We start from the raw sequence: 23,032 nt of genomic DNA, 5'->3' as shown, positions 1-23,032 counted from the left end.
TGGGGGTGGCGGTTCAAGCCTCGTTGGTGGACAGGACACCGTTGGCGGCCAACTGGACCGGTTTCGCGCTCGCAGGCGTCTTGCGGTAAACCGGCCTACGAATGGCAATGCAGCGGTCCCGGGCGATCCGGGTGATGGTCACGCCGTCGGACTGGTTGCCGCCGAGCACATGGAACGCGCCGTAGTCCTCGCCGACATAGAGCCCGACATGACCGGAGCCCTGCGCGCGGCGGAACACCAGAATGTCGCCGAGTTGTGCCCGGTCAGCGGGTTTCCCGAACTTCGCCCAGTTGCGCGCCCAGAGGGGACCCTCGACGACTGGCTTGCCGGCGCGCTTGGCAACCACGGCCATGAACAGCCCGCACCACGGGATGGCGTCGTCATTGTAGACCTTGGCAAGCCCGGTCTCCTTGGCCCAGCCCAGGATCAAGGGATTGTCGGCCGGGCCGACCACTTCGAAGGTGCCGTAGAGCTTGCGGGCCTCTTCCAGCATCCTGGGCAGCGGACGCAGGTCATCGATCCAGCCATAGGCCGGTGGCAGCGGTTTCATGGATGTCTCCCGGAAAGTTAGCGGCCGGACAGGCCTTTGACGGTGGCGTAAAGCACGGCGAGCGCGGTCGCGAAGGTCGACAGCCACTTCACGAACCGGACCATGCCGGTCGCGGTGTTCCAGGCCTCGAGCAGGTCCTTCAGCTCCTTGCGGACGGCCTTCAGGTCCTCTTGCATGGCCTCGAGGCCGGCCCTGATCAGTGCGATCTCCACGGCTGGATCACGATCCGGATTGGGAGCCATCAGCGCAGCCTCCCGACGATGGCGATGTCGCCCGGGGCCGCATTGATGGCGTGCCCGGCCGGCAGATCGAAGTCCGTCTGCTTCTGCCGGGCGCCAGTTGCGCAATGGACGAACAGCGCCTCGCGCTCGAGCTGGGCCGGCCCGGTCACCACCTCGAAGTGGTACTGCACACCGAGCGTCCGCCGGAACTTCTGAACCACGCAGCACAGCGTGAAATCGTCATGAAAACGCCGGGTGAATTCCCCGGCTGGCAGATAGCCGCCGCCGTTCTCGACATTGTGGCAGCCAGGCGTCCAGCGCTGGGCAATCGGTCCCTTGGGACCCTCGAACACGTAGTCTGCCCAACCGTTGATCGCGACCGATACGTGTTCGCACAGGGTCCAGGCGACGCCGGCATCGACCATTTCGGCGATGGTGGGGTTGAGCCTGGGCGGTACGAACTCCAGCATCGGCCACAGCCGCCAGGAGTTGGCCGCCCGGCGGAAGGTGAACCCGTTTTTGAACACCCCGTAGTTGATGTCGAGGTCGTCGTTGATCGCGATCACCTCGTCGGTGACCGTGGGCCGGCGATCTGCCTGCATCGCAGTTTTCCTTCTAGCTGACCGTGACCGACACGACTTCGCGCACAACATGGCTGCCCGACTGGCCGCTCGAGGTGCCGATCGCGGCGCCCCCCTGCGTGGCGGAGAGGTTGAAGGTGTCGGTCGCGGCGTTGATGACGAAGTAGGTGGTGTTGGCGAGGATGCCGCTCGGCAGCGCGCCGCTAGTCGTGAACTGGACCCGTTTGCCGTTGGCAAGCCCGTGCCCTGTCGCGGTCACCGTCGCCGGGCTGGCAATGGTGATGGTCGCCGTGCGGGGAAGCACGCTGGCGAACGGGTTGCCGCTCAGCGCGCCGTTAGCTTGGTAGGACGAGATCGGGTTCTTGTAGCCGTAGCGGGTGCCGGATCCGGAACCGGTGAAGCTGATCGCCGCGCCGCCCGGGGTGGCCGCGATCTTGAACGCGCTGGCGCTCACCACCGACTGGACGAAGTATATTGTGAAAGCCGTGATCCCGGTGGGCATGCCGCCGGTGCAATAGAACTGGACCGGGTCGCCCACGGCCAGACCGTGCGAGGTCCAGTTGATGTTGTTGGTCGGCGAAGGGCTGAAGGTGATCCCGGTGACGTTGGTGAGCCAGGAGACGGAGCCCGCACCGAGGGTGAAGTTCGTGCCATTGATGCGCAGGCGCTGCGGGGCCGGCGTCGCATTGTAGCCGTCGATGCCGATCAGCGTGGTCGAGGTCCCAGCGTAGAAGTCGGAGCTGTGAACCAGCGCGCGGATCGCGCGGCCCTGCCAGGTGGCGGGCGCGAAGTTCCCACCGGACAGGTTGGAGAAGTAGCCACCGTCAGCGCCGTACTGCTCGACCGCGCTGTATTTGTCGGCCCACTGGTAATAATTCACCGGCAGCGCGACCTGCTGCCCGCCGCTGCCAGCGCCCAGCAGGGTCATGAGCACGCCGGCCATCAGTTGAGACCCGCCCCGGTGATGACCCAGGTGGTCGCCGCGACCTTGACCAGGGTCACGAGGCCATAGCCATCGAGGGTGCGGCTGCCGGTATTGGCCGTGCCAGCCTGGCGCAGCGTGTCGGTGGTGATCGCAATCGTCTGGGCCGCGGCGCTGTCATTGTAGATGGCGATCGTTGCCCCAATCGGGAACGCGACCGAAGCATTGGCCGGGATGACGATCCCGCCGGTGGTGATGCTGATGTGCTTGCCATTGTCGGTCAGCACCAGGGTATAGGCAGCGGTCCTGCTGTTCTGGGGCACGCCCCGGAAGCCGACGCTGCCGGTCGCAATCGTGCCGCTGTCGCTGACGGTCGAGGCCGCATTGAAGGTGCCGCCATTTATCGTCGGACTGGTCAGCGTCTTGCCCGTGAGGGTCTGCGTATCGGTCGTACCGACCACCACCCCAGAAGGCACGGCTTTGCCGGCCCAGGAGGTCAGCGTCACATTATACGCCTGGACGTCGGTACCGATGGCAAGACCAAGGTTGGTGCGCGCGCCGGCTGCCGTGGTCGCGCCGGTGCCGCCACTCGCCACATCGATGGTTCCGGTAAGCTTCGCGGCCGCCAGCGAGGTCAGCCAGCTGGGATCCGCATAGCTGCCGGTGGCCAGCAGGGCATTCGACCCTTGCGAAGGCGCGGCCAGCGCCACCGTCCAGGCAGCGATCGTACCGCTGCCGCCGGTCATGCTGACATTGACGACGAGCGCGCCGGTCCCGCTGGTGTAGGCCGTGATCTGGCCGTGCATCCAGTTGGCTGGCGATGCCGTGCTGGTAATCGTCACCCATTGGCCGACGACAAAGGCCTTGCCGGTCTGGACCGTCAGCGACTTCGAGCCGGTGCCAATGGCAAGGCTGGTCGTGCTGGTGGCATTGGTGCCGGGCGCGTTGATGGCGGTGGCAGCACTGGCCGCCGCGTTCGTGGCATAGCCATTGGTCTCGGTCGCGAGCGCATTGGCCTGGGTGACGAACGTCGGCAGCGCGCCGAGAAAGGCTTCGGCGCGCACGTTGAAGTTCGCCGCATCCGTCCGGGACGGCGGCGTCGGCAGAGCTGTAATTGGCATGGCATGATCCTTGGCGGATGGTGACCTGGCCGGAGGAGATGAAACAGGCGGTCTTGCTGGCACTGATCATTTCCGGTAAGCTTTTCCGGTAATAACTGGAGCCAGAGACATGACAGACGCATCGCCGGTCACCGCGTGGCGCAAGCGCCGACAGAAACAGGGTTTTGTCCGCGTCGAGGTGCAGGTCCGCAAGGATGACGTGCCCCTTGTGCGGGAGGTGGCTTCTGCGCTCGGCGATCCGGTGCGTGAGACGCAAGTGCGCAACCTGCTTCGCGAGAAGATCGGTGGAGTGCACAACAGGGGCCTCAAGGACCTGCTGGCCGCGGCACCGTTCGATAGAATCGTGCTCGACCGACCACATGATGCCGGGCGCGAGATCAGCCTTTGAGTTACCTCATCGATACCAATGTCATTTCCGAGATCCGCAAGGCCGACCGCTGCAATCCGGCAGTTGCCGCCTGGTGGAGCGGCGTCGGCGAGCACGAGCTCTGGCTGAGCGCCCTGGTCCTCGGCGAGATCCGCAAGGGTGTGGAACTGGCCCGGCGTAGCGATCCCGCACGGGCCGCAGCCCTTGAAGCCTGGCTGGAAGCAGTCGTCACTGGCTTCGGCAACCGGATCCTCGGGATTGACATCGCGGTTGCCGAGGAATGGGGACGCATGAATGCCATCCGGCCGGTCTCGGTTATTGACGGCCTGCTTGCCGCAACCGCCAAGGTGAACGGCCTGGTTCTGGTCACCCGTAACGAAGCGGATGTGGCTGGCCTCGGAGTCGCTCTCCTCAATCCGTTCACGGCAACCGGCTGCTGACCTATGTCAGCCCCTCGATGGTCAGGCTGCAGTAGCTGACCGTCGGGTAGGCAAGGTCGATCGAGAATTCCTTGTAAAAGCCGAAGACGGTCAGGCTCTCGAAGGTCTCGGAGCCGATCCACAAGACCGGCGTGGCGCGGAGCGCGGCAAGGTTGCGATGAATGTCATCGACCGCATCGGTCGGCATGACGACCCTTGCGGTCATGCGCTTGGCAAAGGCCCGCTCGACCACGGAGATGACGCCGAACTGGTCGGCTTCCTTGCGGCTGTAATCGATGATGCCGATGTCCACGCCGTGCTCGGTGTCTCCCAGCGAGAGCTGACGTCCCAGCAGCAGCGACCCGCACGACACGATGTCGGCCGGGTTGTCGCGGGCGATGGTGACGGTGACAACGCCATTGGCGTAGACTGGCACGTCGAGGAACAGCAGCGTCGACTTGCGGCCGATCGGCTCGAAGAACCACGAAAACCAGTTGTCGATGGCATTGCCGCCGAGGTTGAAGCTCTGCGTGCTGGTGTAGTTGGTGACGCCATCGACGGTCAGCGTGACGGTGGCGCTTTCGGCATCGGTGTCGATCAGCGCAACGGCATCGACCGCACCCGGCGCCAGCACAGCCTGGAGTGACGCCGCCCGGGTGCTGGCCGTGCCGACCCGCGCATCGAACATGGCCCAGCGGTTGGTGGGACCAAGGTCGAGCCACCTGGTGGGATCGGTCGCCGGGTTGACCCCGGTCGAGGCCGCCAGTGCCTCGTAGCGCCTATGGGTTGAGGCAAGGATCACCCGGTTGCCGGTCACGTAGGCGGTGCCGGCACTCCATGCCGGATGGTCGTTTTCCGGCACGGTGCTGCTGGTCAGCATGGCGTCGGTAATCGTGACGGGCCGCAGCAGTTTCATGCCGCAGTCCTCACCCACAGGGCGTCGCCGTCCGGGGTCACCCGCTCGAGGATCCGCGCGGTCTTGCTCGTACCCGAGGCAATGGCGGCCGAGGCAATGCGCTGTTCACCGCGCAGGTCCGCCACTTCCTGCCGCAGAGCCCGCAGCTCATCAAGCAGCGCCGACTGGTCATCATTAGCCGGAGTGGTCGCCGTGCCCATCTGGCCCACCGCAAACTGGTCCCACCAGCTGGGCTCCGGATTGCCGGTCGCAGCCATGTCGGTGGTCGTGCCGCTGCCGGCAGCTTGGGTGATGATCGCCAGCGTCTGCTCGAGGCTGGCGGCCGTCAGGCCTTGCAGCCGCGCCAGATCCTCTGCCGACCGGGCGGTTTCGGCAGCCTGCGACAGCAACGCCTGACTGAGACCCGGCAGTGATTTTGCCGCCTCCTGGTCACCACTGCGGGCCAGCATCGAGGCATTGTTGAACTTTGCCAGCGCCTCGGCGTAGCTGCCCGACTTCGTGCCCATGACGCCGCGGATCCGCTCGATCTCGGCAATCAGGGCGTCGGTGATCGCCGCCCAGGCCGAGCGCAGCTTCTCGGCGGCACTGGCTGCCGCTTCGGCTGCCTGCCGCTGGTCCTCGAGCGCCCAGATCTGCTGCTGCAGCGCCCGGTTGGAGGCGTCGAGCTGGGCAAGGTCGAGCGCGCGGAGAGCCGTCGTATCACCCTGCAGTTCCAGCAGGCGGCGCTCGAGCGAGGCGCGTTCGTCAGCAATGGCGGCTGCGCTGGCCGCATCCTGTGCTGCGCCCACCAGGTCCGCAAAGGCCGGGGCCAGCTGGATCAGGGTGACATAGGCCGCGCGCCCGGCCTCGGTGGTGAGGTCCTGGGCTTCGACGAGCGCCCGGAAGCCCGCGATACTGTCGGGCATGGCCAGCCCCATGCTGGCGAGCGCAGCGGTCATCTGCGCCGTGCGCGCGGCGGCCTGCTGCGTGCCGGTGTAGTAGAGCGCAAAATATTCGCCGGTCGCCGCGGTCATGTCGCTGACCGAGCCGAACAGCTGGACCAGATCCATCGACGCCGCGATCGTCAGGTTGGTAGACCGGCCCAGCATGGTCATGGCGCCGGTGACCGCCTCGACGCTCGAGGCGACCCGGATCAGTGTCTCGAAATAGCCTTCGCCAACCTTCTGGAACTGGTCGAGCCCGGCAATGGCGTAGCGGGCCATATTGTCGGCTGCGGCGCCGAACACGGCTGCCAGCTTCTCCTGGATCTGCTGGCCGGTCAGGCCCTTGAGGTCGATCTTGCCGATGTTGATGACGAAGCTGTCGAGCCGGGCCTGCACCTCGTCGAGCGACAGGCCGAGCGGGCCGGCAGCGGCCGAGATGGCGTCGTAGAAGCCGGTGAAGATCAGGCTGAACTGCCGCTCCAGTTCGGCGCTCGCCTCGGAATATTGCGTGCTGTAGCGGGTGCTGGTCGTGATCCCGAGGAACTTCTTCTTTTTCTGGATGTCGGTGTAATACTGGCCCTCGAACCCACCGGCCATGATGCTGCCGAGCGACTGGGCACCGCCATAAATGCCCTGACCGACGACGCTGGTCTTGGTGCCGAACAGCGATCCGATCAGCTTGCCGACTGCGCCCACCACACCGCCCAGGATGCCGCCGATCACCGGAATCTTGTCGAGGACCGAGCCGACTTGTCTGGCAGCGCCGCCCAGGATTGCGGTAACCCCGGTCGGCTTGAACCCGGTCTGCACACCGGCAGCGAGATCCTCGGCGCCGTTGGTGCGGATGATGAGATTGGTGAGCCCGCCGATATTGGCCTCGATGCTGCGCAGCGACGCCAGCATGGCCGCCGAATAGCGCATGGTCAGCGTGTCGACCTCGCCCAGATGATCGATGGCCTTGGCGATGCTTGTCGAGACGGCTTCCCCATCCCCGAACACCGTGCCCGTGCCTTCATTGGCAGCTTCGGGTTTGGGTCCACCGCCGCCAAAGGCCCCGCCGATCGCGACACCGAGCGAGGCGATCACCCCGGCCGTGACCGCGCCGGCCGCAATGTTGAGCGGAAACGGCAGCGAACGGATCGCATTCACGACGGCCTCCACAGCCTTGATGCCGGTGGTGATGATCGCGTTGCCCTGTTCGACACCGGCGCGCGCCGTATCGGACGCAGCCATGGCGGTGTCCGAGGCGACCTTGGCGGTCGTCTGCGCGCCGATTAGCCCGATCTTTACCGCAGCATTCTTGATCGCGACGGCGAGCTCATAGGCCCGGAAGGCCTTCTCGGCCGCTTCCAGCGCCTGGAATCCCTTCGAGCCCGCCTTGAAGAAGCTCTTCGCCGCGCTGGCGAGATTGCCGTAGTGGTTGATCTCGGCCAAGCCTCGCGCGGCTCGCGCAGCGGCATACTGGAACGAAGACCGACCATATTCGCGCTCGGCCTCGGCGATGCGCCGAGTGGCGGCCTCCTGGTCGGCGGCATAGCGGGCAAACTCGGCTGCGACTGCCCCGATGGCACCGCCAACACTGCCGAAGGCTTCGGCCATGCCCTGCGCCGCAGTCTGGGTCTGGTCGGCCATTTCCTGGAGCGTATCGAGATACTGCTCCTGTTCTTTCAGGCCAAAATCATGCTCGATCAGCTGGGTGCGCGCGGCCCGATAGCGTTCCCAGGCCTCGACCCCGCGTTCCAGCACGATCTGTTCGCGCTCGGCCTCGAGGTTGGCAAGCGCCTGTGCGCGCGCCGACTGGCCCAGCAACGAGACCTGCAGTTCGAGCGGAGCGACGGTCTGGCGCAGGAACTCGGACGTGGCGAACGCGCGGGTGGCCTGTTCCCAGGCTTCACCGGCTTCGAGAATGGCGATACGCGCTTCGTCGGTCGGGGCTTTCAGCGCCGCCATGGCGACTTCCATCCGCTTGATCTCGATCGGCGTCTTCCCGATCTTCGCGGTTTCCAGCGCAAGGTTGGCGGCGAATTCCTGCGCAGCCTGCAGGGCGCGCTCGGCTTCGCTTTCTTTGCGGCTGTTGCGGCCAGTTCCGGCGCGGCCCGCCCGGTCCGAACGATCAGCGCGGATGCCGGCAGCGTCGGCAGCGAGCCGATCGCGGGCCGCCTGCAGGGTGTTCTCCCGCCACTGTGCCGAGAACGCATCCATCATGCCCATGGCATAGCCAAAGGCCGAGGTGAACTCATCGCGCACCGTCGCGCCCATGCGGGCGGTCGAGCCGGCAAAGCTGTTTTCCATGCGCGGCAGGGCGACCGTTTCAAGTCTGCTGATGGTGGCAAGGCCGACCCGGTCGAGCACCGGATTGACCCAGCGGGCCAGCCAGTTGAGCGCGGCGATGGCCTTGTTGGCGAGATACTCGATTCCGCTGATGGCGAGGTTGGCAGCGCCCACGGCAGCTTCGCCGATCACCCCTGGCAGCGCCTGCCAGACGGTGCGGATAGCACTGAACCCGCCGACCCAACCGGCATAGATCACCGCAATGCTGATCTTGCCGACCTCGAGCACCTTCTGGAACGCCCAGACGGCCCAGTCCTTGAGGCTGGAGAAGACCGGGCCGAGGTTGAGCCCGTCGCTGATCGTGCGCCACAGCCCGCGCATGACGTCGCCGGCAGTCACGCCGACCGGGCCCAGCTTCTCCATCTCCTTGGCGGTGAGGCCAAGGCTCTGGGCATAGCGGTCGAGTTCGCCCGACTGCTTGACGCTCGACTGGAACATCTTGAATGCGCCGAAGGCGATCCCGGCCGCAGCCGCTGCTGCCAGCAGATACGGGTTGGTGAGCGCGGCAGCCGCTGCACTGGCGGCAAGCCCCAACACCGCCCGGGCCATGCCGCCGATGCCGACGCCGGCCTGCATCGCGATCTGCCCGATCTGCGAACCCTGCTGCATGAACACGGTCATCGGCTTCTGGCCCGAAGCCAGGCTCACCACCATGTCGTTCAGCTGGTAGACGAGGTTCTGCATCTGGTGCCCGGCAAGCTTTGCCGAACCGCCCATCCGGGTGATGCCGCGCGTCCCGACTGCCTCGATGGCCCGGTCTGCGCGACCGGCGGTCGCGGCGATATCATTCATCGTGCCGCCCACGGTCCGCTTCATGTCGGCCATCTCCTTCTGGAGACGGGCGATGTTGGTGATCATCTCGATCTCGAGGGTGCCGGCTTTCATGGGGCATCCTCCTTCGAGTTGATCAGCGCGCGGAAGGCTTGGGTGACCTTGCGGGATATAGTGGGGCGATTGGTGCCGTCAGTGACGGCAGTCCAGGGCGCCGGGCAATCGGGTTCGTGCGCATTCTGGCTTTCGGCGACGAACTCGACCGACAGCCGGCGGAGTAGCCGGCAGAGCCAAGGTGCAAGGTCAACGCCCATGCAGACCTGCCAGTGGGCGATGGTCGCCCATGACAGCGGCGCCGGGCCCATGGCGCCGGGCTCGGATGCGCCGATGTCCATCAGGGTGTCGATGATCCATGGCGTACGGATCGGCGGCATGTCGGGGACGATGCCGTCGACGCCCAAGCGCTGGAGGCGTGTCTGCGGGTCGGGATCTTCCGGTGTCTTGGCCGCAGACTGACGCGGCTTCGGCGCGGTGCCGAGCCAGGCCAGCTGCCGGACGTAAAGGCTCAGCTCGCGGCCGAGCTCGTCGTAAAATTTGCCCAGTCATTGATGTGCGCTGCAACCTGGGCCGCGATGAAGCCGATCGAGGGGTCCTCATAGGCCTTGCGGAACAGGGCAGCGCCTTCCAGCCCTTCGGCCGGCGGATAGGTGAAATGGTTGAAGCTGACCGTGCAGGCCGCGAGGAACTCGGCCTGTTCGGCGAGCTTCTCCTCGGCCGTCTGGTCCATCTTTCCCCGCTTCTTGATCTTGTCGACCAGCAGGTTCTGCTGGCGGGCCTGGGCACGCTGATAGACCTTGGTGCCCGGGCCATAGACGGTGATTGAGAGGCGCTGGCCCTTGTCGTCGTAGAGCGGGGCGTCATCGCCGCCGACCAGTTCGACGGTCGAGGTTTCGGTCGCGGCAAGCTTGGTAATGTCAAACATGAAAGCCATCCTTTCCTTCTTGAAATCAGGTCGTAACTGGACCGAACGGCGTCCGGTCATGGTCCGTTCAGGAGATTTTGCCGAATATCGCCGCGTTCGCCTGAGCGATTCGACAATGGGAGACGAAGCGATGCATGCGATGCGCATTCTTGGACTTGCAGCGATGATGGCCGTGACCGCCGCTCCACTTGCAGCCCATGCGGAGCCCGATCAGAAGAACAACCGCGGCTACGTCGTCGGCGCTGGCGGCGTGGCGCGATCGGCAAACACGCCTCAGCCCGATGGCGGCGAGCCGGGCACCACTGTCCCCAAGCAGACCCAACAGGCCACCTTCGGCGAGAGAGTCAATGCGGGCTTGCAACAGAGTGGTAATGTCGGCGGTCAAGGCCCTGCGACAGAAGCATCTATCGAAGCTTGCCCGTCTCCAGCAACAGACAACCGTACGGCAACCATTGCACCCGGTAATCTCCCCTCGACCGCACAAGGCAGGCGCGGCGGCGGCAATCTTGACAGCTGCCTTGGTCTCATCAGGTGATGATACGGGACGCTGACGGTCTCTGACCCATCACGGCGCAAGCACCTCGACCACGCCGACACCGGCGGAATTGGTCGTCAGTTCCAGCGTCACGGTGGCGGTGGTGATCTGGTCGACCGAGCCGACGTTCACCTTGAAGCTCATCACCTGCGCCTGGAAATAGTACTTGTCGCCGTTCTGGGTGGTCACGAGGAAGCTGTGATCGCTGTCCGAGGTTGAGGCCGATTTCAGCAGGATCTGGCCAGCATCGTCGGTATCGAGACCGAGCTGGATGGTCATGGTGCCCTGGTTGAAGCTGCCCTTCTTCTTGACGACGCCGCGGCTGCCGACCGGATTGAAGGTGACGAGATTGTATTCCCGGCCGAACTCGCCGAGGTCCGACACCTCGCCGACCAGCGTCATGGTCAGCGCATTGTAGCCGGTGGGATCGAAGGTCGTAGGGGTAGAGGCCGACACCTTCAACGTGGTGCCGGCGGAAGTCCGAACGGTCATGGCAGTGGTTCCTTGATTGTTGGTGAGGCCTCAGCGCGCCTCATTGAATGAGACGCGGAAATCTTGGCTTTGCATGTGGATGCCGGTTTCCTCGTCGAGGAAATCAGGACCGGCGGAGTCGGTGTGGACGGTCACGTCGGTGAGCCCGTCGATTGCGGGCATGCGGTCGGCTGCTGCTGCCCGGACCGCGCGGATAATGGCCTTGGCGGCCGAATAGCTGGCGGCGAGCACCGTGACCTGCACCCGCTCGCTCACCCTACGGTTCGGACCCGGGGCGGCGATATTGCGGTCGGTGCTGCTGACCGACATGAGTGAGATCGCCGGGAGCGAGGTGCCCTGCGCCAGCATTCCAGCGACAATCCGCACCGCAGGGACGAGTGCCGTCACCCCGGTGTCAGCCACCAGGAGGACACGGACCGCAATCACCCCGTTCATTCGTCATCGACCTCGAGGCTGGGCGCCTTCAGGTTCCCGATCTGGACGCGGTGGGCGATGTAAGCGCCCATGGCGTTGACGGCTTCCTCGGCCTTCTGGTCGAGCGCCGGGCGCAGGAATGGCTTGGCGGCATGACCGGGGTGCATGATCACCGGGCCGACGAAGTTCTCGCCGATCTTCAGGCTTCCGCGCTTCACCATCTTGTTGATCGTGCCAATGCTGACCTTGCGGGGGCCACGGCGAGTATTGCGCACGGGCTTGTCGGCCTCTGCGACCGAGATGAGGTGCGGCGCGACGCCATATTCGATAAACAGACCGAGATAGGAGCCCGACCCGCGCAGCTTGACGTAGGAACTGAGCCGGCTGCCGGCGGTGCGCGTGCCAATGCCGATCGCCTTCTTGAGCTGACCAGTGCGGACCGGGACATTGGCCTTGGCCTGCTGCTGGATGACCTTGGCCCCGGCACGCAGCCCGCCGCGGATGACGTTGCGCTCGAGGTTCTTGGGCAGTTCGTCGAGCAGGCGCAGCAGTTCAGGGCCGCCCTTGAGCCGGATCGTCATGGCGCGGCTCCTTCACTGCTGTGCTGTTCGACAATGAGCTCGATGCCTTCGCGGCGGCCGATTTCTGCCGGACCAGACACGATCTGCAGGATGCGCGTCCCGATGATCACCCGCATGTCCGGGTCGATCCCGCCGAGATAGCGCATCCAGATCCGCGCAGGCCGGTTGGCGATGACAATGCTGTCGGCCAGGCGTTCGGCCCGGCTCGGCAGGACGTCCTGCACCTCGGCCCAGACCGTGGCGAATTCCACCCAGGTGACGGTCTCCGTCCCGTAAAGGGGATCAGGGGTTACGATCTTCCGCTCGATCCGGATCCGGGTGTCGAGCCTGGAGGCTAGACCCATCGCGCGGCCAGCTGGCCCGCGAGGGTGTCGAAGGCCAGACAAGTCGCCCCCTCGCGATTTTCGAACAGGGAGGCGGTCTTCACGAGGATCGCAGCCCGGGCGATCGCCAGGTCCGGGTGTCCCTCGGCAAATCCGGCCGACAGGGTGATGGTGATCTGGCCGTCGGGTGCCAGCGTGGGCCATGATGTGCCGGCATTGGGCCGGATCCGCATGAACCCGTGCTGCACCCGGGCGATATAGTCGCCCTCGGGCAATGTGACCGTCGCACCGCCGGCGGCAGTGCAGGTTATGGCCGCAATCGTCACCGGCCGGACCGGCACGGTGATTTCATCAGGCCATGCATCCAGCGTCATGGCGAGCGTCTGCGGACACAGTCGCAAATCCGCGAGCCGTTCAAGCTCTGCCTGGGCTGCATCAAGATGGACAGCCAGCAGCATGTCCTCGTCATGGGCATCGAGGCGTAGCTGTTGGCGCGCTTCTTCCAGTGTCACCGCGCGTATGGTTGGTGCGGTGACGACCGTGATCATTTCGTGCGGGTCCGGGCGGGCTTTTGCGCGTCAGGCTGTTCGTCGACCGGCTCGGCCAAGCCGCGCTGGCGAAGGATTTCGCCGTCATTGTCCGCGATCTCGAAGGTCTGCCCGGCCAGGATGATATCAGGACCGACCGCGCTGACATGCAGCGTATCGAGGGCTTTCATCAGCATGGTGCTGTCTCCCAAAAGAACGAATGAGGCCGACCGTTCAGCCGGCCCCATCCAGATTAGGGTGCAGTGGAGGCCGTGATGGCTGCGGCGAATGCGCCCTTCACGAAGGCTTCCGGGCGGTAGACCGCGAGCGCGAGACGCTCTTCGGCAAGGAGCGTGACCAGGTTCTTGCGGAAGTTCTGGTCATCCTCGGTCGAGATCTCGACCCGGGCATCCCAGCGATCGAAGATCTGCGCGCCCAGCTGGAACGCACCGGTCAGGAATGCTCCTTGCGCAATCGCCTGGGTGGCCACGATCGGCATGCCCCACAGCGTCGGCGCAAGGCCGCCCTGCGGATTGCCGATGAGGTAGCTGCCGGTCGTTTCCTTGAGCAGTTCGATGCTGGCCCAGTCGGAGGGGTGCAGCACTGCGCCCGTCGTCGGCAGTTCCGCCAGCGCCGACTTCAGCACCGCAAGGCGCAGCACGTCGATCCGGGTCACCGGTGCCGGGATGGTAATCGGCGCGGTGTAAGCGGTCGCCTGCGTATAAATGCCGTTCAGGTCCGTGCCGGTGCCAGCCCCGTTCAGCAGCTGGTTTTCCTCGACCAATGCCAGGCCGTAGCGCAGGCGACCATCGATATAGGACTGGAGCATCGGCACATCGTCGAGGATCTGGCGGGTTGCCAGAACCCAGTGGGCGATGGTGGTGACGCTGCTGGTCGCGATGTCGAACTTGATGTCGGACTGCGGCTTCAGCGCACCGGTCGTTTCCGCCACCGTTGCCGCCGCATTGGTGAAGCCGGTCTCCTTGACGTACTGGACCGAGGTGCTGGCGGTGCGGCCCGGGGTCAGCAGATCGCGGACCGTCAGGCGGCGCTGGCCGGGAACAATCATGCCCGGCAGCCGGTCGGGGACGATCAGGTCGCCGGCCGAGCCCATGGCATCGGTGGTCAGGCCCGAGATGATCGCCTTAACCTCGACACTGGCGCGGCCGCGCGAGACCTTGGATTCGAGGAAAGACTTGATCTCCTCGGACGCGACGACCTGCTGCCCGATCGACTGGTGGGCGCTCTGGTCATCCGGCCCCTTGCGGGCGATCTTCTGCTCGAGCTCGTCGAGCCGGGCCTTGGCCTCGTTCATGCCGACCAGGGCTTCGTCTGCCAGCTGCTTGGTAGCAGCGGACAGGTCTTCGCCCTTGGCGGCCTTGCCGAGCGCCTCGTCGGCGATGGCTTTGACCTGGTCGACCTTGGCGTCGAACGCGGCTTTCACTTCTTGCGCCAACTGCTCGGCGGTCTTGGGTTCAGTCATGGGATGCTCCGTGAAAAGCGGGTGTCAGGTGCGAGCCTGCGCGGCGAGCGCCGCCAGAAACTCGGACGGGTCACTGCCGGACTCACTCCGGAGCAGCGGTGCCAGGCCTTTGCCCGCGATTGCGGTGGCCTGGCTTTTCGAGAACCCTGCCTCGCGCAGGAAATCCTCAAATTGGGAAAGGCTCGGCATCTGGCCGGCCGCGATCAGCGATTTGACGCTGGTGATCAGCGCCTTCTCGTTCATCGGAATGGTGACGAGGCTGACCTCGTGGAGCGCGACCTCGACGAGGTGGCGGGCCTTGCCGACCATCCGGTCCCGGATCGCGCGATAGCCGATCGACAGGCCGCCGATGGCGCCATCCTTGACCAGCCCATGGGCCTCGCGCCCGGTGGTGGTCGACATCGAGAAGCGGCCTTTGACGAGCAGACCGTCAGCCGTCTCGTGGAATTCGGTCCAGACGCCGGCCGGGCGCTTCTGGTCGTGATACATGAGCATAGGCACCGACTTGCGGCCGGAAATCGACCGGGAAATTGCACCTGGCAGGATGACGTCGCCGCCATGGTCGAGATTGCCGTAGCCGGCGGCCAGGCCCTCGATGTGGCCGTCATCATCGAGCGCCTTGGCGTCGAGGGTGAAGTCGAGTTCGTTCAATTGGGTTCTCCTGGTCCCGGCGTCACCGGCGGCGCAAGGCCAGCCTGCGTGATCGGCACGTTCTGCATCTGCATGCGGGGCACATCGCCGCCTTCGACCGGCGGCAGGTTCTCGAGGGCACGGACCTCGTTGATGGTCATGACGCCATTGGTCAGCATCTGCTGGTAGAAGGAGGCCCGGGCCGCACTGTCACCGCGCAGCAGGCCTTCCAGGTTGAACTCGATGGTGATGCCGGCCAGCCGATCGGCGACCGACAGCAGCTGCTTTTCCAGCGCCTGTTCAATGCGCTTCAGGCGCCGGCGCAGCGTGAACTTCTGGAACCCCAGCGTCTGCTGCTCGAGGCCGGTGCCCCAGCTTGTGGTCTTCTCGGTGTGGCCAACCATGAACGGCGGCACCCCGAAGAACCGGCAGACCTCCTCGACTGAGAAGGCCCGGCTCTGCAGCATCTGGGCGTCTTCCGGGCTGATCGAGAGCTGGACCCAGTCCATGCCCCGGTCGAGCAGCATCGGCCGACCAGCATTGATCGCGCCGGCAAACTTCTCCTGCAGCAGCTCCTCGGCCAGCCGGCGCTGGTCGATCGTCAGCGTATCGGCCGTCTTCAGCAGGCCCGAAGGCCGCACCCCGTTGCGGAAGGTGTCGCCCGAGGCCCGCTCGATGGCCTGGGCCAGCCCGAAGGACTGACGGCCGGCGCTCAGCGTCGAGAGACCGCCCAGCGGATTGCCGCCGAAGCCACGAATATGCAGCACATGGGTTTGGCCGACGACATGGCGGACGCCTTGGTCGACCCACTCATATTCCAGCGCCCCGTCATCCCGGCGGCGCACGGCCATCAGCTCCGGGTTGATCGGCACGCCCAGCGCGATCACCCGGCCATTCCCGGCCCGGATCACCTCGGCATAGGCATTGCCGTGCAGCTCGACGCTGGCACAGATGAACTCCCAGAAATCGAGGGCGGTCTGGTCGGCATTCGGGCTGTCATGCAGGATCCGGTAGAGCGGATGGTCGTCCGCCACGGTCCGTGCGCCGCCTTTCGTCCGGTAGACCATGAGCGGGAGCGAAGCGATGGTTCCGGCCAGCAGGTTGACGCAGGCCCAGGCCGCCGCCAGCCCCAGGACGGAGGTGGTGCTGACGATTTCGCCGCTGGTGCTCGGGCGCGCGCCCATCTCCCGGTATAGGAACGGGTCGGTGAGGCCGATCGAGCGGGCCAGGTAGCTGACCGCCTTTTGCAGCAGGTTCATGGCAGCAGGCTCTTCAGCCAGTCGTCGATCGTGCCGCCGGTGTCACTGGACATCGCCGCCCCCACTGCCATGCACAGCGCGACGGCTGCGTCGATCTTGTTCAGGGCCCTCTGCTTGGAGAGCCAGTAATTGTCCCAGCGGTCGGTCTCGATCACCGCCGACATGATGGCCGAGACCAGCACCGGGTTGCGTTTGAGCCGGATCCGGCCCTCGAGCATCATCTCTTCAAGCTGGCGGACCGATCCCGGCATCCACAGGCCCTGCGGTTCGCGATCCTGACTTTTGGCGGCCAGTTTCATGGCATCGGTCGGCTTGCCGCGCTTGGTCCCGCCCTGTGGATGCTCGACGAACTCCATGTCGAGGCCGAATTCGGCAATATCCTCTTCCAGCCGCCGGAAGGCGTAGCGGTCGTAGGCGACCATCTGGACGTCGTAATCGCGGTCGTATTCGGCCAGTGCCTGGGCAACGTGCCGGAAATTGATGTTCTCGCCCTGCGGCGCCTGCAGGAATCCTTGGCGTACCCAGACGTCGTAGGGCTGCTTGTCACGCAGGGTGCGCGCGGCAAGCGTGTCGCCGGGCGTCCAGGCCTCGACCCAGGCATCGAAGCAGGGTTTGCCGTCCTTCTCACCAGTTCGCTGCACGGCGGCGAGCGCAGTGATGTCCCGGTTCTGGCTGAGATCGAGCCCGAGCCAGACCTTGGCGCCGGGCTTCGGCTCGAAATCGGCAAGCAGCGGTTCCAGCGTCGCCCGGGTCATCCAGGCAGTCTCAGCGTCGGTCCAGACGCAGAAATGCAGCCGCAGGATGCCGTTCAGCTGGCCCGGAATGGCCCGGGCCTGCGCCACGACCTCGGTGAGATATTCCTCCGTTATGGTGACGCCGAGCAGCGGGTTGGCCTTGATCCAGCAGGCCGGATCATTGAGCGGATCATCGCCGTCGTCGAGCGCGCAGACGTAGCTGAACGTTGTGTCGTCGAGTACTTCGCCGAGATAGGTCGGGTCGGTCAGCGCATCAATGTTGCCGGCGGCGACTTTCACCGCGTGCTCATGCTCTTCCCAAGCCACCGAATTGCGGTCGGAGCCCGAGTTGGTGATCATGAACAGCAGCGGTTCGCGCCGGAACTTGAAGCCGCGTTCCAGCATCTCGATGATCGAGCGGTCTGGCAGCTCGTGGATCTCATCGGCCAGCACGAAATAGGGCCGCGGTCCCGAGCCGGTCTTGCCGGTATCGCGCGACACCGGGCGGAAGAACGAGCCCGATCCATGGTGCGCAATGTTGAATTCACGGCCAGGACCGCCCGAGAACTCCAGCCGCCGCGCCAGAGCGGGCGACTGGCGGACCATCTTCACCGCATCAGCAAAGAGGATGCCGGCCTGTTCGCGCTTGGCGGCAGCCGCATAGATCTGAGCGCCGGCTTCACCGGCCGCCGTCATGCCGAACAGGCCGATTCCACCCGCGACCGGCGACTTGCCGTTGCCTTTGCCTTGTTCGATGTAGGCCCTGCGGAAGCGTCGGCGGCCATCGGCGCGTTTCCAGCCGAACAGGCTGCCGATGATGAAGGCCTGGCTCGGCTCCAGCCGGAAGGGCTGGCCCTCGAACTGGCCTTCGGAAAGCTTCAGCACCTCCTCGAAGAACCCGAAGGCATGATTGGCAGCCACAGGATCGAACCGGATCCCGTCGGTGCGCTTGAGGTCGTCGAGATGTCGGCGACAGGCATTGCGCACGTGCGGCCCGGCAACAATCCAGCCCGCAACAACCGCGCGGGCGTAGTCGGTCGTCCGGTCAGCTGAAGAAGCGGTCGGCGGGGTCGGTGCCTTCCGACGCCGCCTCGGCTGAGATCCTGCTTCTGGCACTGGGCGTCATCCCGAATTCTGCAGCGTAACGCATCATGTCCGCAGCAGCCTTGTTGGCAGTGCCGACGAGCGGGTTCTGGATGGCGTTGCCGTTGGACGTCTTGATCATCAGACCGCCGGTCAGCTGGTCCTTCTCGGCCATCTTCGCGATCGCGCGTTCGGCCTGGACCCAGCGCCCGTAGGCTTGCGCATAGGCGGCGAGCGCCGCCCGATCGACCTCGGACAAGAGGCCGATCCGGTGCAGCCAGACGGCGACTCGGTTCCATTCCTCAAGCGCGTCAGCGGTCAGGTGGGGCGGCGGTGCCGGCAGTGCCGCAGGCACAGCGGCCTCCTTTCGGTTCAGCGGGCGCTTGCGGCGATTACCCTCAATCAGCTTGAGATGGGTTGGTTTGGGTTTCGTTCCGGGCTTCATCCGTCATACCTTGGCAGCTCCGATGCCGGACGAGCTGAGACGCGAGAGTTCGCAGCGCATGCGCCGCAACCAGGGGGACCACTCCGTTTCCGCAAAGTCGAAGCCGGTCCACCCGGTGGGCCAGCCCATCAGCGCCTCGACGAACAGCGGGTTCAAGGTTCGGCGCGTGTCCGAGATATCCGTCCCACGCGGCGGTGTCGTCAGGACCTGGCGGCCAAGCAGGCCGTTCACCGGCACATTGGCAAGGCTGGTGGAGCCATCCTTGTAGTCCCGGGCCGTCGGGGTCATCCACATGCCGGCCGCATGGGTCAGGTCTGCTGTCTTGCGGTTGCCCGCACTCGGCTTGTTCCCGTCGCAGGCCATCGGCGTCGGCCAGTCCCGTGCCATGCGGTCCAGACCCAGTTCGTGTTTTCGGTTGCCGCCCCGGCTGCGAAAGCTGTCGGTCTGCGGCGTCGGCCAGTTCGTCACTTTCGCGCATTGCAAGGATGAACAGCCGCTCGCGCCGGTGCGGCGCGCCGACTTCCGCCGCCGTAAACAATCCTGCCGCAAGCCGGTAGCCCATGCCGACCAGTTCTCGGGCGACTTCGGGAAATCCGAGGCGCAGATGATTGGCGACATTTTCGAGGAAGACGATCGGGGAATCGCATTCCCGGATGATGCGGGCGACATGGGGCCAGAGGTGTCGCGGATCAGCCTCGCCAAGACGCCGTCCGGCAACCGAGAATGGCTGGCACGGGTAGCCCGCAGTGAGGATGTCCACGACGCCGCGCCATGGCCGGCCGTCGAAGGTTGTAATGTCGTCCCAGACAGGTGCCGGATCCAGGGCCTTGTCCGCCATCCGCGCCACGAGAGCGGCCGCTGCGTAGGCTTCCCGCTCGACGTAACCCACAGTGCGGTATCCGGGACATGCGATGTGGAGGCCGAGGTCGAGCCCGCCGACACCGGCGCATAGGGAAAGTCCGTGCAGGCATGCGTCATCGCGCCCCGGAGCGTATCCGGAGGGAGATAGAGCCATGTCATGCACGTTGTTACCGCGGTTGTTCGCTGACGGTGGTGAAGCTTCGCCCGTCGGCTTCGAGGGTTGCCTGTTGCCCAGTAAATTCCTGCCAGCGGTTGATGATCACGTCGCAATAGCGCGGATCGAGTTCCATCAGCCGCGCGATGCGGCCGTTCTTCTCCGCAGCGATCAGGGTGGTGCCCGATCCGCCGAAACTGTCGAGCACGATGTCACCGCCCTTGGTGTTGTTGAGCATCTGGTATTCGAACAGCGCGACCGGTTTCATGGTCGGGTGTTCGCCATTGCGCGACGGCTTGTCGAACTTGAGGATGGTGGTCTGCTTGCGGTCGCTGGCCCACAGGTGGCCGGCGCCGTCCTTCCAGCCATAGAGGCAGGGTTCGTGCTGCCAGTGATAATCCTGCCTGCCCAGCGCCAGCGATGACTTTTCCCAGATCAGGCACTGGCGGATTTTCCAACCGGCATCGATCGCCGCACCCCGGAAATTGTAGCCCTCACTGTCGGCGTGCCAGATGTAGAACACCGCACCGGGCTTCATCACCGTGCTGGCCGTGACATAGGCATCGCGCAGGAACTGGCGGAACTCGTCGTTGCCCATGTTGTCGTTCTGGATGGTCAGCTTGTCCTTGGTGCCGCCCTCATAGGCGACATTGTATGGCGGATCGGTCAGCCACATGTCGACCATCTGGCCGGCCGTCAGCTTTTCCATGTCGTCGATGTTGGTGCTGTCGCCGCACACCAGGCGGTGCTTGCCAAGCAACCAGACGTCACCTGGGCAACTCACCGGAATTTCCGGAATGTTGGGTGCCGCGTCGGGATCGGTCTGGCCATCGGTTTTCACAGCAGTGAGTGCGGCCAGCTCGTCATCGGAAAAGCCGGTGAGCCCAAGATCGAAGTCGAAGGCCTGTAAATCGGTCAGTTCAACGCGGAGCAGCTCGGCATCCCAGCCGGCGTTCAGCGCCAGTTTGTTGTCGGCCAGCACATAGGCCCGCTTCTGGGCTTCGGTCCAACCGGCCGCGACCATGACGGGGATCTCGGTCAGGCCCAGCTTGCGCGCCGCCAGCACTCGTCCGTGGCCTGCGATCAGGCCGCCATCTTCATCGACGAGCACCGGAACCGTCCAGCCCCATTCGCGGATCGAGGCGGCGATCTGGGCCACCTGTTCCTCGCTGTGGGTGCGCGCGTTTCGGGCATAGGGCACCAGTGCCGAGACGCTCCTGCGCTCGACCTTGTCTGCCGGCCAAATCATCATGTGACCCCCGGTCGCTAACTCGCGGTCGTGAAAAGTTTGGGCCAGGCGCGGTTTCCGTCCCGCAGGCCCCAGAGTTTCGACCTCCCCCCGGGGGAGATCAGCCGATCGGCCAGCCATCCGGGCCAGTGCCGACGGTCCTGCGCAGCCCGAACTGCTCGGCCGTGCGTGCCTGGTGGCAGTCGGCACAGAGGCAGCGGATGTTGTTATCGTCATCGCTGCCGCCTTGGGTGAGCGGGACGATGTGATCAGGCACTGTGGCCTCGCGGACGATGCCCCTGGCAGCGCAGTCCCGGCAGAGCGGTTCGGCCCGTAATCGTCGCAGACGCTGCGCAACTGCCCGACGTCCCCGTTGCCGTTCAGCCATGCGCAACGCCTGAAACGAACAACGCCCGGAAGCTGGTGGGCTCCGGGCGCAGTTCTTAATCCTCTATTTCGGAAGGTCTACATTATCGCGCAAGTCTGGTCAATATGAAATTCATGAATAACCGAATAGATTCAGTTTGTTACTTCACTTGATAGGCGAGTGAATCTGATCACGAACTGTCACTGCCGATACGGAAAAGACGGCACAGGGCATCCAGACCATGGCCAAGGTTGATGATGTCCGCTGCCGACCAGTTCGATGCTTCGGCCTCATGGCACACCACGGCATGAACAAGGATGCTGGGCTTGCGACCAATCGTGCCGGGGGCATCGTGGTCAGCGGTGCGCAGCATCATGATTGCAGCAGCAGCGCGGCGGCGAACCTTCTCGACCAGAGCGGGGTCATGGTCAGGTGAACCGCCACCGAAGATGCCCTCGTTGATCAGCAAGCCTGTGACTGAACGGGGCTGATCCATGGGCAGGCCCATGACCGCACGGTTGCGGGCCATGATTTCGCCGTACATCTCACCTGCCGCATATTGGTCAGCAGTGATCTTGCCTGCAAAGGCGACACGTCCAAGGGCCGTGCCCAGCCGCTCGTCCTTCGCCTGCAGGGCCGTAACGCCGTAATGGCGCTGCCGGGCTTCGAGCACAGTTGCCACGACTTCGCGCTGGGTCTCGCCCACGCTGGGAGGAGCCAGTTTGCCGCAGGGGTGGCGGCGGCCCGCCTTGCGCTTACGACCGCGAGCCACGGGTGATCTCCGGGATGAGCGCGGCATAGCCGATCACGTCGATCGGGCCGTCGGCGTAGTTGGGATCGTGGGCAAGCCGCGCCAGCTTCAGGTCGATCATGCACAGTGCCACCTGCTGCGGGGTGACGGTCACGCCCAAGGTGATCGACCAGCGCTGGGCGATGGCCTGCATCTGCACCTTGGGATCGCCATAGGCCGCGCCGCGATCCTCCAGCACCTGCGCCACGCGCTGCAGGAATCGCGCCGCGCTCACCGCACACCTCCGCGGGTCTCAATGGCCCAGAGCAGGATGGCGATGGCGTCGGCCTCATTATCATCGGCAGGTGAGAAGCCCTTGGCGCGGACAGATGCGATGACCGCCGTCTTGTCGGCATTGCCCTTGCCGGTGATGAACCGCTTGATCGTGCCGACCGGCACGCCCTGGTAGGCGACAAGGTTTTCCTCGCACCAGGCGCTCAGCACCCCAAGCAGGCCGCCGTAGACATGAGCAGCATCGGTGCCGATGTGGCGACGCACTTCCTCGAAGTGGATGGCCTCGATTGGCCCGGCATCGATGTCGAGCTGTTCGAGCCAGCGCCGGAAGCGCAGGAACCGCATCCCCCCGCCGTCGAAGCGGGTGTGCTTCAGCGACACCGTGCCGCTGGTGATGAAATCGTCGCCTGCCTGCAGTGCCCAGCCAGTGCTGCTGCCAAGGTCGAGGGCGAGCATGGCGCCGCGTGTGATCGTGACCGGCCTTGCCACCGGCGGGGTTGCACTACGCACCGGCGCAGGCAGAGTCAGACTATCCATGATGATTCTCCGTCGAAGGGGATGGGTCGTGGTGCGGACGGCGGCGGCCTGGTGCTTGGCGGTACTGGCTGCCGTCGTCCGGTCTGGGTCTAGTCAGGGAGGCGACCGGGCGCGCGCGGGACACCCCGCTACGTAAGGAATGGGGACCACACCCGCAGGGTGGCCCCCCTTACGTAGTAAGGGGGTTTTCTCTTCTAAGTCCTCCAGTGGGTTCAAATAACTGTAAAACATGGGATTTTTCCGATTTTGGA

29 protein-coding genes and 1 pseudogene are annotated in these 23,032 nt (G+C 65.1%); 3 read left to right on the top strand and 27 right to left on the bottom strand.

The window, feature by feature from the left end; all coding sequences use genetic code 11:
* Positions 1-13: 13 nt before the first annotated feature.
* Genes ACK4E3_RS04575 through ACK4E3_RS04555 form a run of 5 tightly spaced genes read right to left on the bottom strand, consistent with a single transcriptional unit; the run spans position 14 to position 3,395 of the window.
* Positions 14-550 (bottom strand): TIGR02594 family protein, encoded by a 537-nt coding sequence (locus ACK4E3_RS04575; RefSeq protein WP_409697001.1) that lies wholly within the window; start codon positions 548-550, stop codon positions 14-16.
* 17 nt (positions 551-567) lie between these two features.
* Complete coding sequence (locus ACK4E3_RS04570) at positions 568-792, bottom strand: hypothetical protein (protein ID WP_409696998.1); 225 nt, start codon at positions 790-792, stop codon at positions 568-570.
* The gene (locus ACK4E3_RS04565; RefSeq protein WP_409696996.1) at positions 792-1,373 is read right to left on the bottom strand and encodes a hypothetical protein; all 582 of its coding nucleotides are present in this window, start codon (positions 1,371-1,373) and stop codon (positions 792-794) included. Before ACK4E3_RS04565 ends, ACK4E3_RS04570 begins: the two co-directional genes overlap by 1 nt.
* Before the next feature lie 13 nt (positions 1,374-1,386).
* Positions 1,387-2,295 carry a hypothetical protein gene (locus tag ACK4E3_RS04560; protein WP_409696993.1) on the bottom strand — a complete coding sequence of 303 codons (909 nt, stop codon included), beginning with the start codon at positions 2,293-2,295 and terminating at the stop codon, positions 1,387-1,389.
* Complete coding sequence (locus ACK4E3_RS04555; protein WP_409696990.1) at positions 2,295-3,395, bottom strand: hypothetical protein; 1,101 nt, start codon at positions 3,393-3,395, stop codon at positions 2,295-2,297. The genes ACK4E3_RS04560 and ACK4E3_RS04555 overlap by 1 nt, the downstream gene beginning before the upstream one ends.
* Before the next feature lie 109 nt (positions 3,396-3,504).
* Here ACK4E3_RS04555 and ACK4E3_RS04550 point away from each other — a divergent pair, with 109 nt between their 5' ends.
* Both ACK4E3_RS04550 and ACK4E3_RS04545 read left to right on the top strand, forming a co-directional pair.
* Entirely contained in the window at positions 3,505-3,783 is a 279-nt protein-coding gene (locus tag ACK4E3_RS04550) for a hypothetical protein (RefSeq protein WP_409696987.1), read from the top strand.
* The gene (locus ACK4E3_RS04545; protein WP_409696984.1) at positions 3,780-4,202 is read left to right on the top strand and encodes a type II toxin-antitoxin system VapC family toxin; all 423 of its coding nucleotides are present in this window, start codon (positions 3,780-3,782) and stop codon (positions 4,200-4,202) included. The genes ACK4E3_RS04550 and ACK4E3_RS04545 overlap by 4 nt, the downstream gene beginning before the upstream one ends.
* Position 4,203: 1 nt before the next feature.
* On the opposite strand, the gene ACK4E3_RS04540 is transcribed toward ACK4E3_RS04545, so the two are convergent.
* From ACK4E3_RS04540 to ACK4E3_RS04525, 4 genes are all read right to left on the bottom strand, one after another.
* On the bottom strand, positions 4,204-5,097 hold the full coding sequence (locus tag ACK4E3_RS04540) for a hypothetical protein (protein ID WP_409696981.1): 894 nt from the start codon (positions 5,095-5,097) through the stop codon (positions 4,204-4,206).
* Positions 5,094-9,236: a phage tail length tape measure family protein gene (locus ACK4E3_RS04535; RefSeq protein ID WP_409696978.1), complete on the bottom strand. Its 4,143-nt coding sequence runs from the start codon at positions 9,234-9,236 to the stop codon at positions 5,094-5,096. The genes ACK4E3_RS04540 and ACK4E3_RS04535 overlap by 4 nt, the downstream gene beginning before the upstream one ends.
* Entirely contained in the window at positions 9,233-9,583 is a 351-nt protein-coding gene (locus tag ACK4E3_RS04530; RefSeq protein WP_409696975.1) for a hypothetical protein, read from the bottom strand. The genes ACK4E3_RS04535 and ACK4E3_RS04530 overlap by 4 nt, the downstream gene beginning before the upstream one ends.
* A gap of 104 nt (positions 9,584-9,687) precedes the next feature.
* Positions 9,688-10,104: a hypothetical protein gene (locus tag ACK4E3_RS04525; RefSeq protein ID WP_409696973.1), complete on the bottom strand. Its 417-nt coding sequence runs from the start codon at positions 10,102-10,104 to the stop codon at positions 9,688-9,690.
* Here ACK4E3_RS04525 and ACK4E3_RS04520 point away from each other — a divergent pair.
* On the top strand, positions 10,103-10,639 hold the full coding sequence (locus ACK4E3_RS04520; protein WP_409696970.1) for a hypothetical protein: 537 nt from the start codon (positions 10,103-10,105) through the stop codon (positions 10,637-10,639). The two genes, ACK4E3_RS04525 and ACK4E3_RS04520, sit on opposite strands and share 2 nt — an antisense overlap.
* Positions 10,640-10,669: 30 nt before the next feature.
* Here ACK4E3_RS04520 and ACK4E3_RS04515 read toward each other — a convergent pair whose 3' ends face one another.
* From ACK4E3_RS04515 to ACK4E3_RS04430, 18 genes and pseudogenes are all read right to left on the bottom strand, one after another.
* Entirely contained in the window at positions 10,670-11,131 is a 462-nt protein-coding gene (locus tag ACK4E3_RS04515) for a hypothetical protein (RefSeq protein WP_409696967.1), read from the bottom strand.
* Between the two features lie 30 nt (positions 11,132-11,161).
* Positions 11,162-11,566: a DUF3168 domain-containing protein gene (locus ACK4E3_RS04510; protein ID WP_409696965.1), complete on the bottom strand. Its 405-nt coding sequence runs from the start codon at positions 11,564-11,566 to the stop codon at positions 11,162-11,164.
* Positions 11,563-12,126 carry an HK97-gp10 family putative phage morphogenesis protein gene (locus ACK4E3_RS04505; RefSeq protein WP_409696962.1) on the bottom strand — a complete coding sequence of 188 codons (564 nt, stop codon included), beginning with the start codon at positions 12,124-12,126 and terminating at the stop codon, positions 11,563-11,565. Before ACK4E3_RS04505 ends, ACK4E3_RS04510 begins: the two co-directional genes overlap by 4 nt.
* On the bottom strand, positions 12,123-12,470 hold the full coding sequence (locus ACK4E3_RS04500; protein ID WP_409696959.1) for a phage head closure protein: 348 nt from the start codon (positions 12,468-12,470) through the stop codon (positions 12,123-12,125). The genes ACK4E3_RS04505 and ACK4E3_RS04500 overlap by 4 nt, the downstream gene beginning before the upstream one ends.
* Positions 12,461-12,997 carry a hypothetical protein gene (locus tag ACK4E3_RS04495; RefSeq protein WP_409696956.1) on the bottom strand — a complete coding sequence of 179 codons (537 nt, stop codon included), beginning with the start codon at positions 12,995-12,997 and terminating at the stop codon, positions 12,461-12,463. The genes ACK4E3_RS04500 and ACK4E3_RS04495 overlap by 10 nt, the downstream gene beginning before the upstream one ends.
* The gene (locus tag ACK4E3_RS04490; RefSeq protein ID WP_409696953.1) at positions 12,994-13,173 is read right to left on the bottom strand and encodes a hypothetical protein; all 180 of its coding nucleotides are present in this window, start codon (positions 13,171-13,173) and stop codon (positions 12,994-12,996) included. The genes ACK4E3_RS04495 and ACK4E3_RS04490 overlap by 4 nt, the downstream gene beginning before the upstream one ends.
* A gap of 56 nt (positions 13,174-13,229) precedes the next feature.
* Complete coding sequence (locus ACK4E3_RS04485; protein ID WP_409696950.1) at positions 13,230-14,459, bottom strand: phage major capsid protein; 1,230 nt, start codon at positions 14,457-14,459, stop codon at positions 13,230-13,232.
* A 24-nt stretch (positions 14,460-14,483) separates the two neighbouring features.
* The gene (locus ACK4E3_RS04480) at positions 14,484-15,110 is read right to left on the bottom strand and encodes an HK97 family phage prohead protease (protein ID WP_409696947.1); all 627 of its coding nucleotides are present in this window, start codon (positions 15,108-15,110) and stop codon (positions 14,484-14,486) included.
* Positions 15,107-16,348, bottom strand: a complete 1,242-nt coding sequence (locus ACK4E3_RS04475; RefSeq protein ID WP_409696944.1) for a phage portal protein — start codon at positions 16,346-16,348, stop codon at positions 15,107-15,109. The genes ACK4E3_RS04480 and ACK4E3_RS04475 overlap by 4 nt, the downstream gene beginning before the upstream one ends.
* On the bottom strand, positions 16,345-18,069 hold the full coding sequence (locus tag ACK4E3_RS04470) for a terminase large subunit (protein ID WP_409696941.1): 1,725 nt from the start codon (positions 18,067-18,069) through the stop codon (positions 16,345-16,347). Before ACK4E3_RS04470 ends, ACK4E3_RS04475 begins: the two co-directional genes overlap by 4 nt.
* A 58-nt stretch (positions 18,070-18,127) precedes the next feature.
* On the bottom strand, positions 18,128-18,610 hold the full coding sequence (locus tag ACK4E3_RS04465; protein ID WP_409696938.1) for a phage terminase small subunit P27 family: 483 nt from the start codon (positions 18,608-18,610) through the stop codon (positions 18,128-18,130).
* Positions 18,611-18,613: 3 nt separating this feature from the next.
* A complete protein-coding gene (locus tag ACK4E3_RS04460; protein WP_409701291.1) occupies positions 18,614-19,078 on the bottom strand; it encodes a hypothetical protein in 465 nt (154 codons plus the stop codon).
* 19 nt (positions 19,079-19,097) lie between these two features.
* Positions 19,098-19,625, bottom strand: a pseudogene (locus ACK4E3_RS04455) (DNA cytosine methyltransferase); the annotation flags it as partial.
* Positions 19,626-19,638: 13 nt separating this feature from the next.
* Positions 19,639-20,874, bottom strand: coding sequence for a site-specific DNA-methyltransferase (locus ACK4E3_RS04450; RefSeq protein ID WP_409701064.1), 1,236 nt, complete (start codon positions 20,872-20,874; stop codon positions 19,639-19,641).
* A 100-nt stretch (positions 20,875-20,974) separates the two neighbouring features.
* Positions 20,975-21,241, bottom strand: coding sequence for an HNH endonuclease (locus ACK4E3_RS04445; RefSeq protein WP_409696935.1), 267 nt, complete (start codon positions 21,239-21,241; stop codon positions 20,975-20,977).
* A gap of 169 nt (positions 21,242-21,410) precedes the next feature.
* Entirely contained in the window at positions 21,411-21,926 is a 516-nt protein-coding gene (locus tag ACK4E3_RS04440) for a hypothetical protein (RefSeq protein ID WP_409696932.1), read from the bottom strand.
* Positions 21,927-21,975: 49 nt separating this feature from the next.
* Positions 21,976-22,245: a DUF6378 domain-containing protein gene (locus ACK4E3_RS04435; RefSeq protein WP_409696929.1), complete on the bottom strand. Its 270-nt coding sequence runs from the start codon at positions 22,243-22,245 to the stop codon at positions 21,976-21,978.
* Positions 22,242-22,781, bottom strand: a complete 540-nt coding sequence (locus ACK4E3_RS04430; RefSeq protein ID WP_409696926.1) for a crossover junction endodeoxyribonuclease RuvC — start codon at positions 22,779-22,781, stop codon at positions 22,242-22,244. The genes ACK4E3_RS04435 and ACK4E3_RS04430 overlap by 4 nt, the downstream gene beginning before the upstream one ends.
* Between the last annotated feature and the right edge of the window lie 251 nt (positions 22,782-23,032).

Source organism: Brevundimonas sp., assembly GCF_046299595.1.
Taxonomy (GTDB): Bacteria; Pseudomonadota; Alphaproteobacteria; order Caulobacterales; family Caulobacteraceae; genus Brevundimonas.
Note: the sequence above shows the minus strand (reverse complement) of the source record. Positions and strands in the feature narration are given on the sequence as shown.

What these genes read in the sequence shown, in the direction of transcription:
- ACK4E3_RS04570 (WP_409696998.1), bottom strand. Translation starts at nt 792, where the DNA reads ATGGCTCCCAATCCGGATCGTGATCCAGCCGTGGAGATCGCACTGATC.
- ACK4E3_RS04540 (WP_409696981.1), bottom strand. Translation starts at nt 5,097, where the DNA reads ATGAAACTGCTGCGGCCCGTCACGATTACCGACGCCATGCTGACCAGC.
- ACK4E3_RS04515 (WP_409696967.1), bottom strand. Translation starts at nt 11,131, where the DNA reads ATGACCGTTCGGACTTCCGCCGGCACCACGTTGAAGGTGTCGGCCTCT.
- ACK4E3_RS04560 (WP_409696993.1), bottom strand. Translation starts at nt 2,295, where the DNA reads ATGGCCGGCGTGCTCATGACCCTGCTGGGCGCTGGCAGCGGCGGGCAG.
- ACK4E3_RS04450 (WP_409701064.1), bottom strand. Translation starts at nt 20,874, where the DNA reads ATGATTTGGCCGGCAGACAAGGTCGAGCGCAGGAGCGTCTCGGCACTG.
- ACK4E3_RS04505 (WP_409696962.1), bottom strand. Translation starts at nt 12,126, where the DNA reads ATGACGATCCGGCTCAAGGGCGGCCCTGAACTGCTGCGCCTGCTCGAC.
- ACK4E3_RS04430 (WP_409696926.1), bottom strand. Translation starts at nt 22,781, where the DNA reads ATGGATAGTCTGACTCTGCCTGCGCCGGTGCGTAGTGCAACCCCGCCG.
- ACK4E3_RS04550 (WP_409696987.1), top strand. Translation starts at nt 3,505, where the DNA reads ATGACAGACGCATCGCCGGTCACCGCGTGGCGCAAGCGCCGACAGAAA.
- ACK4E3_RS04445 (WP_409696935.1), bottom strand. Translation starts at nt 21,241, where the DNA reads ATGGCTGAACGGCAACGGGGACGTCGGGCAGTTGCGCAGCGTCTGCGA.
- ACK4E3_RS04495 (WP_409696956.1), bottom strand. Translation starts at nt 12,997, where the DNA reads ATGATCACGGTCGTCACCGCACCAACCATACGCGCGGTGACACTGGAA.
- ACK4E3_RS04535 (WP_409696978.1), bottom strand. Translation starts at nt 9,236, where the DNA reads ATGAAAGCCGGCACCCTCGAGATCGAGATGATCACCAACATCGCCCGT.
- ACK4E3_RS04565 (WP_409696996.1), bottom strand. Translation starts at nt 1,373, where the DNA reads ATGCAGGCAGATCGCCGGCCCACGGTCACCGACGAGGTGATCGCGATC.
- ACK4E3_RS04500 (WP_409696959.1), bottom strand. Translation starts at nt 12,470, where the DNA reads ATGGGTCTAGCCTCCAGGCTCGACACCCGGATCCGGATCGAGCGGAAG.
- ACK4E3_RS04520 (WP_409696970.1), top strand. Translation starts at nt 10,103, where the DNA reads ATGAAAGCCATCCTTTCCTTCTTGAAATCAGGTCGTAACTGGACCGAA.
- ACK4E3_RS04525 (WP_409696973.1), bottom strand. Translation starts at nt 10,104, where the DNA reads ATGTTTGACATTACCAAGCTTGCCGCGACCGAAACCTCGACCGTCGAA.
- ACK4E3_RS04490 (WP_409696953.1), bottom strand. Translation starts at nt 13,173, where the DNA reads ATGCTGATGAAAGCCCTCGATACGCTGCATGTCAGCGCGGTCGGTCCT.
- ACK4E3_RS04575 (WP_409697001.1), bottom strand. Translation starts at nt 550, where the DNA reads ATGAAACCGCTGCCACCGGCCTATGGCTGGATCGATGACCTGCGTCCG.
- ACK4E3_RS04475 (WP_409696944.1), bottom strand. Translation starts at nt 16,348, where the DNA reads ATGAACCTGCTGCAAAAGGCGGTCAGCTACCTGGCCCGCTCGATCGGC.
- ACK4E3_RS04510 (WP_409696965.1), bottom strand. Translation starts at nt 11,566, where the DNA reads ATGAACGGGGTGATTGCGGTCCGTGTCCTCCTGGTGGCTGACACCGGG.
- ACK4E3_RS04465 (WP_409696938.1), bottom strand. Translation starts at nt 18,610, where the DNA reads ATGAAGCCCGGAACGAAACCCAAACCAACCCATCTCAAGCTGATTGAG.
- ACK4E3_RS04555 (WP_409696990.1), bottom strand. Translation starts at nt 3,395, where the DNA reads ATGCCAATTACAGCTCTGCCGACGCCGCCGTCCCGGACGGATGCGGCG.
- ACK4E3_RS04485 (WP_409696950.1), bottom strand. Translation starts at nt 14,459, where the DNA reads ATGACTGAACCCAAGACCGCCGAGCAGTTGGCGCAAGAAGTGAAAGCC.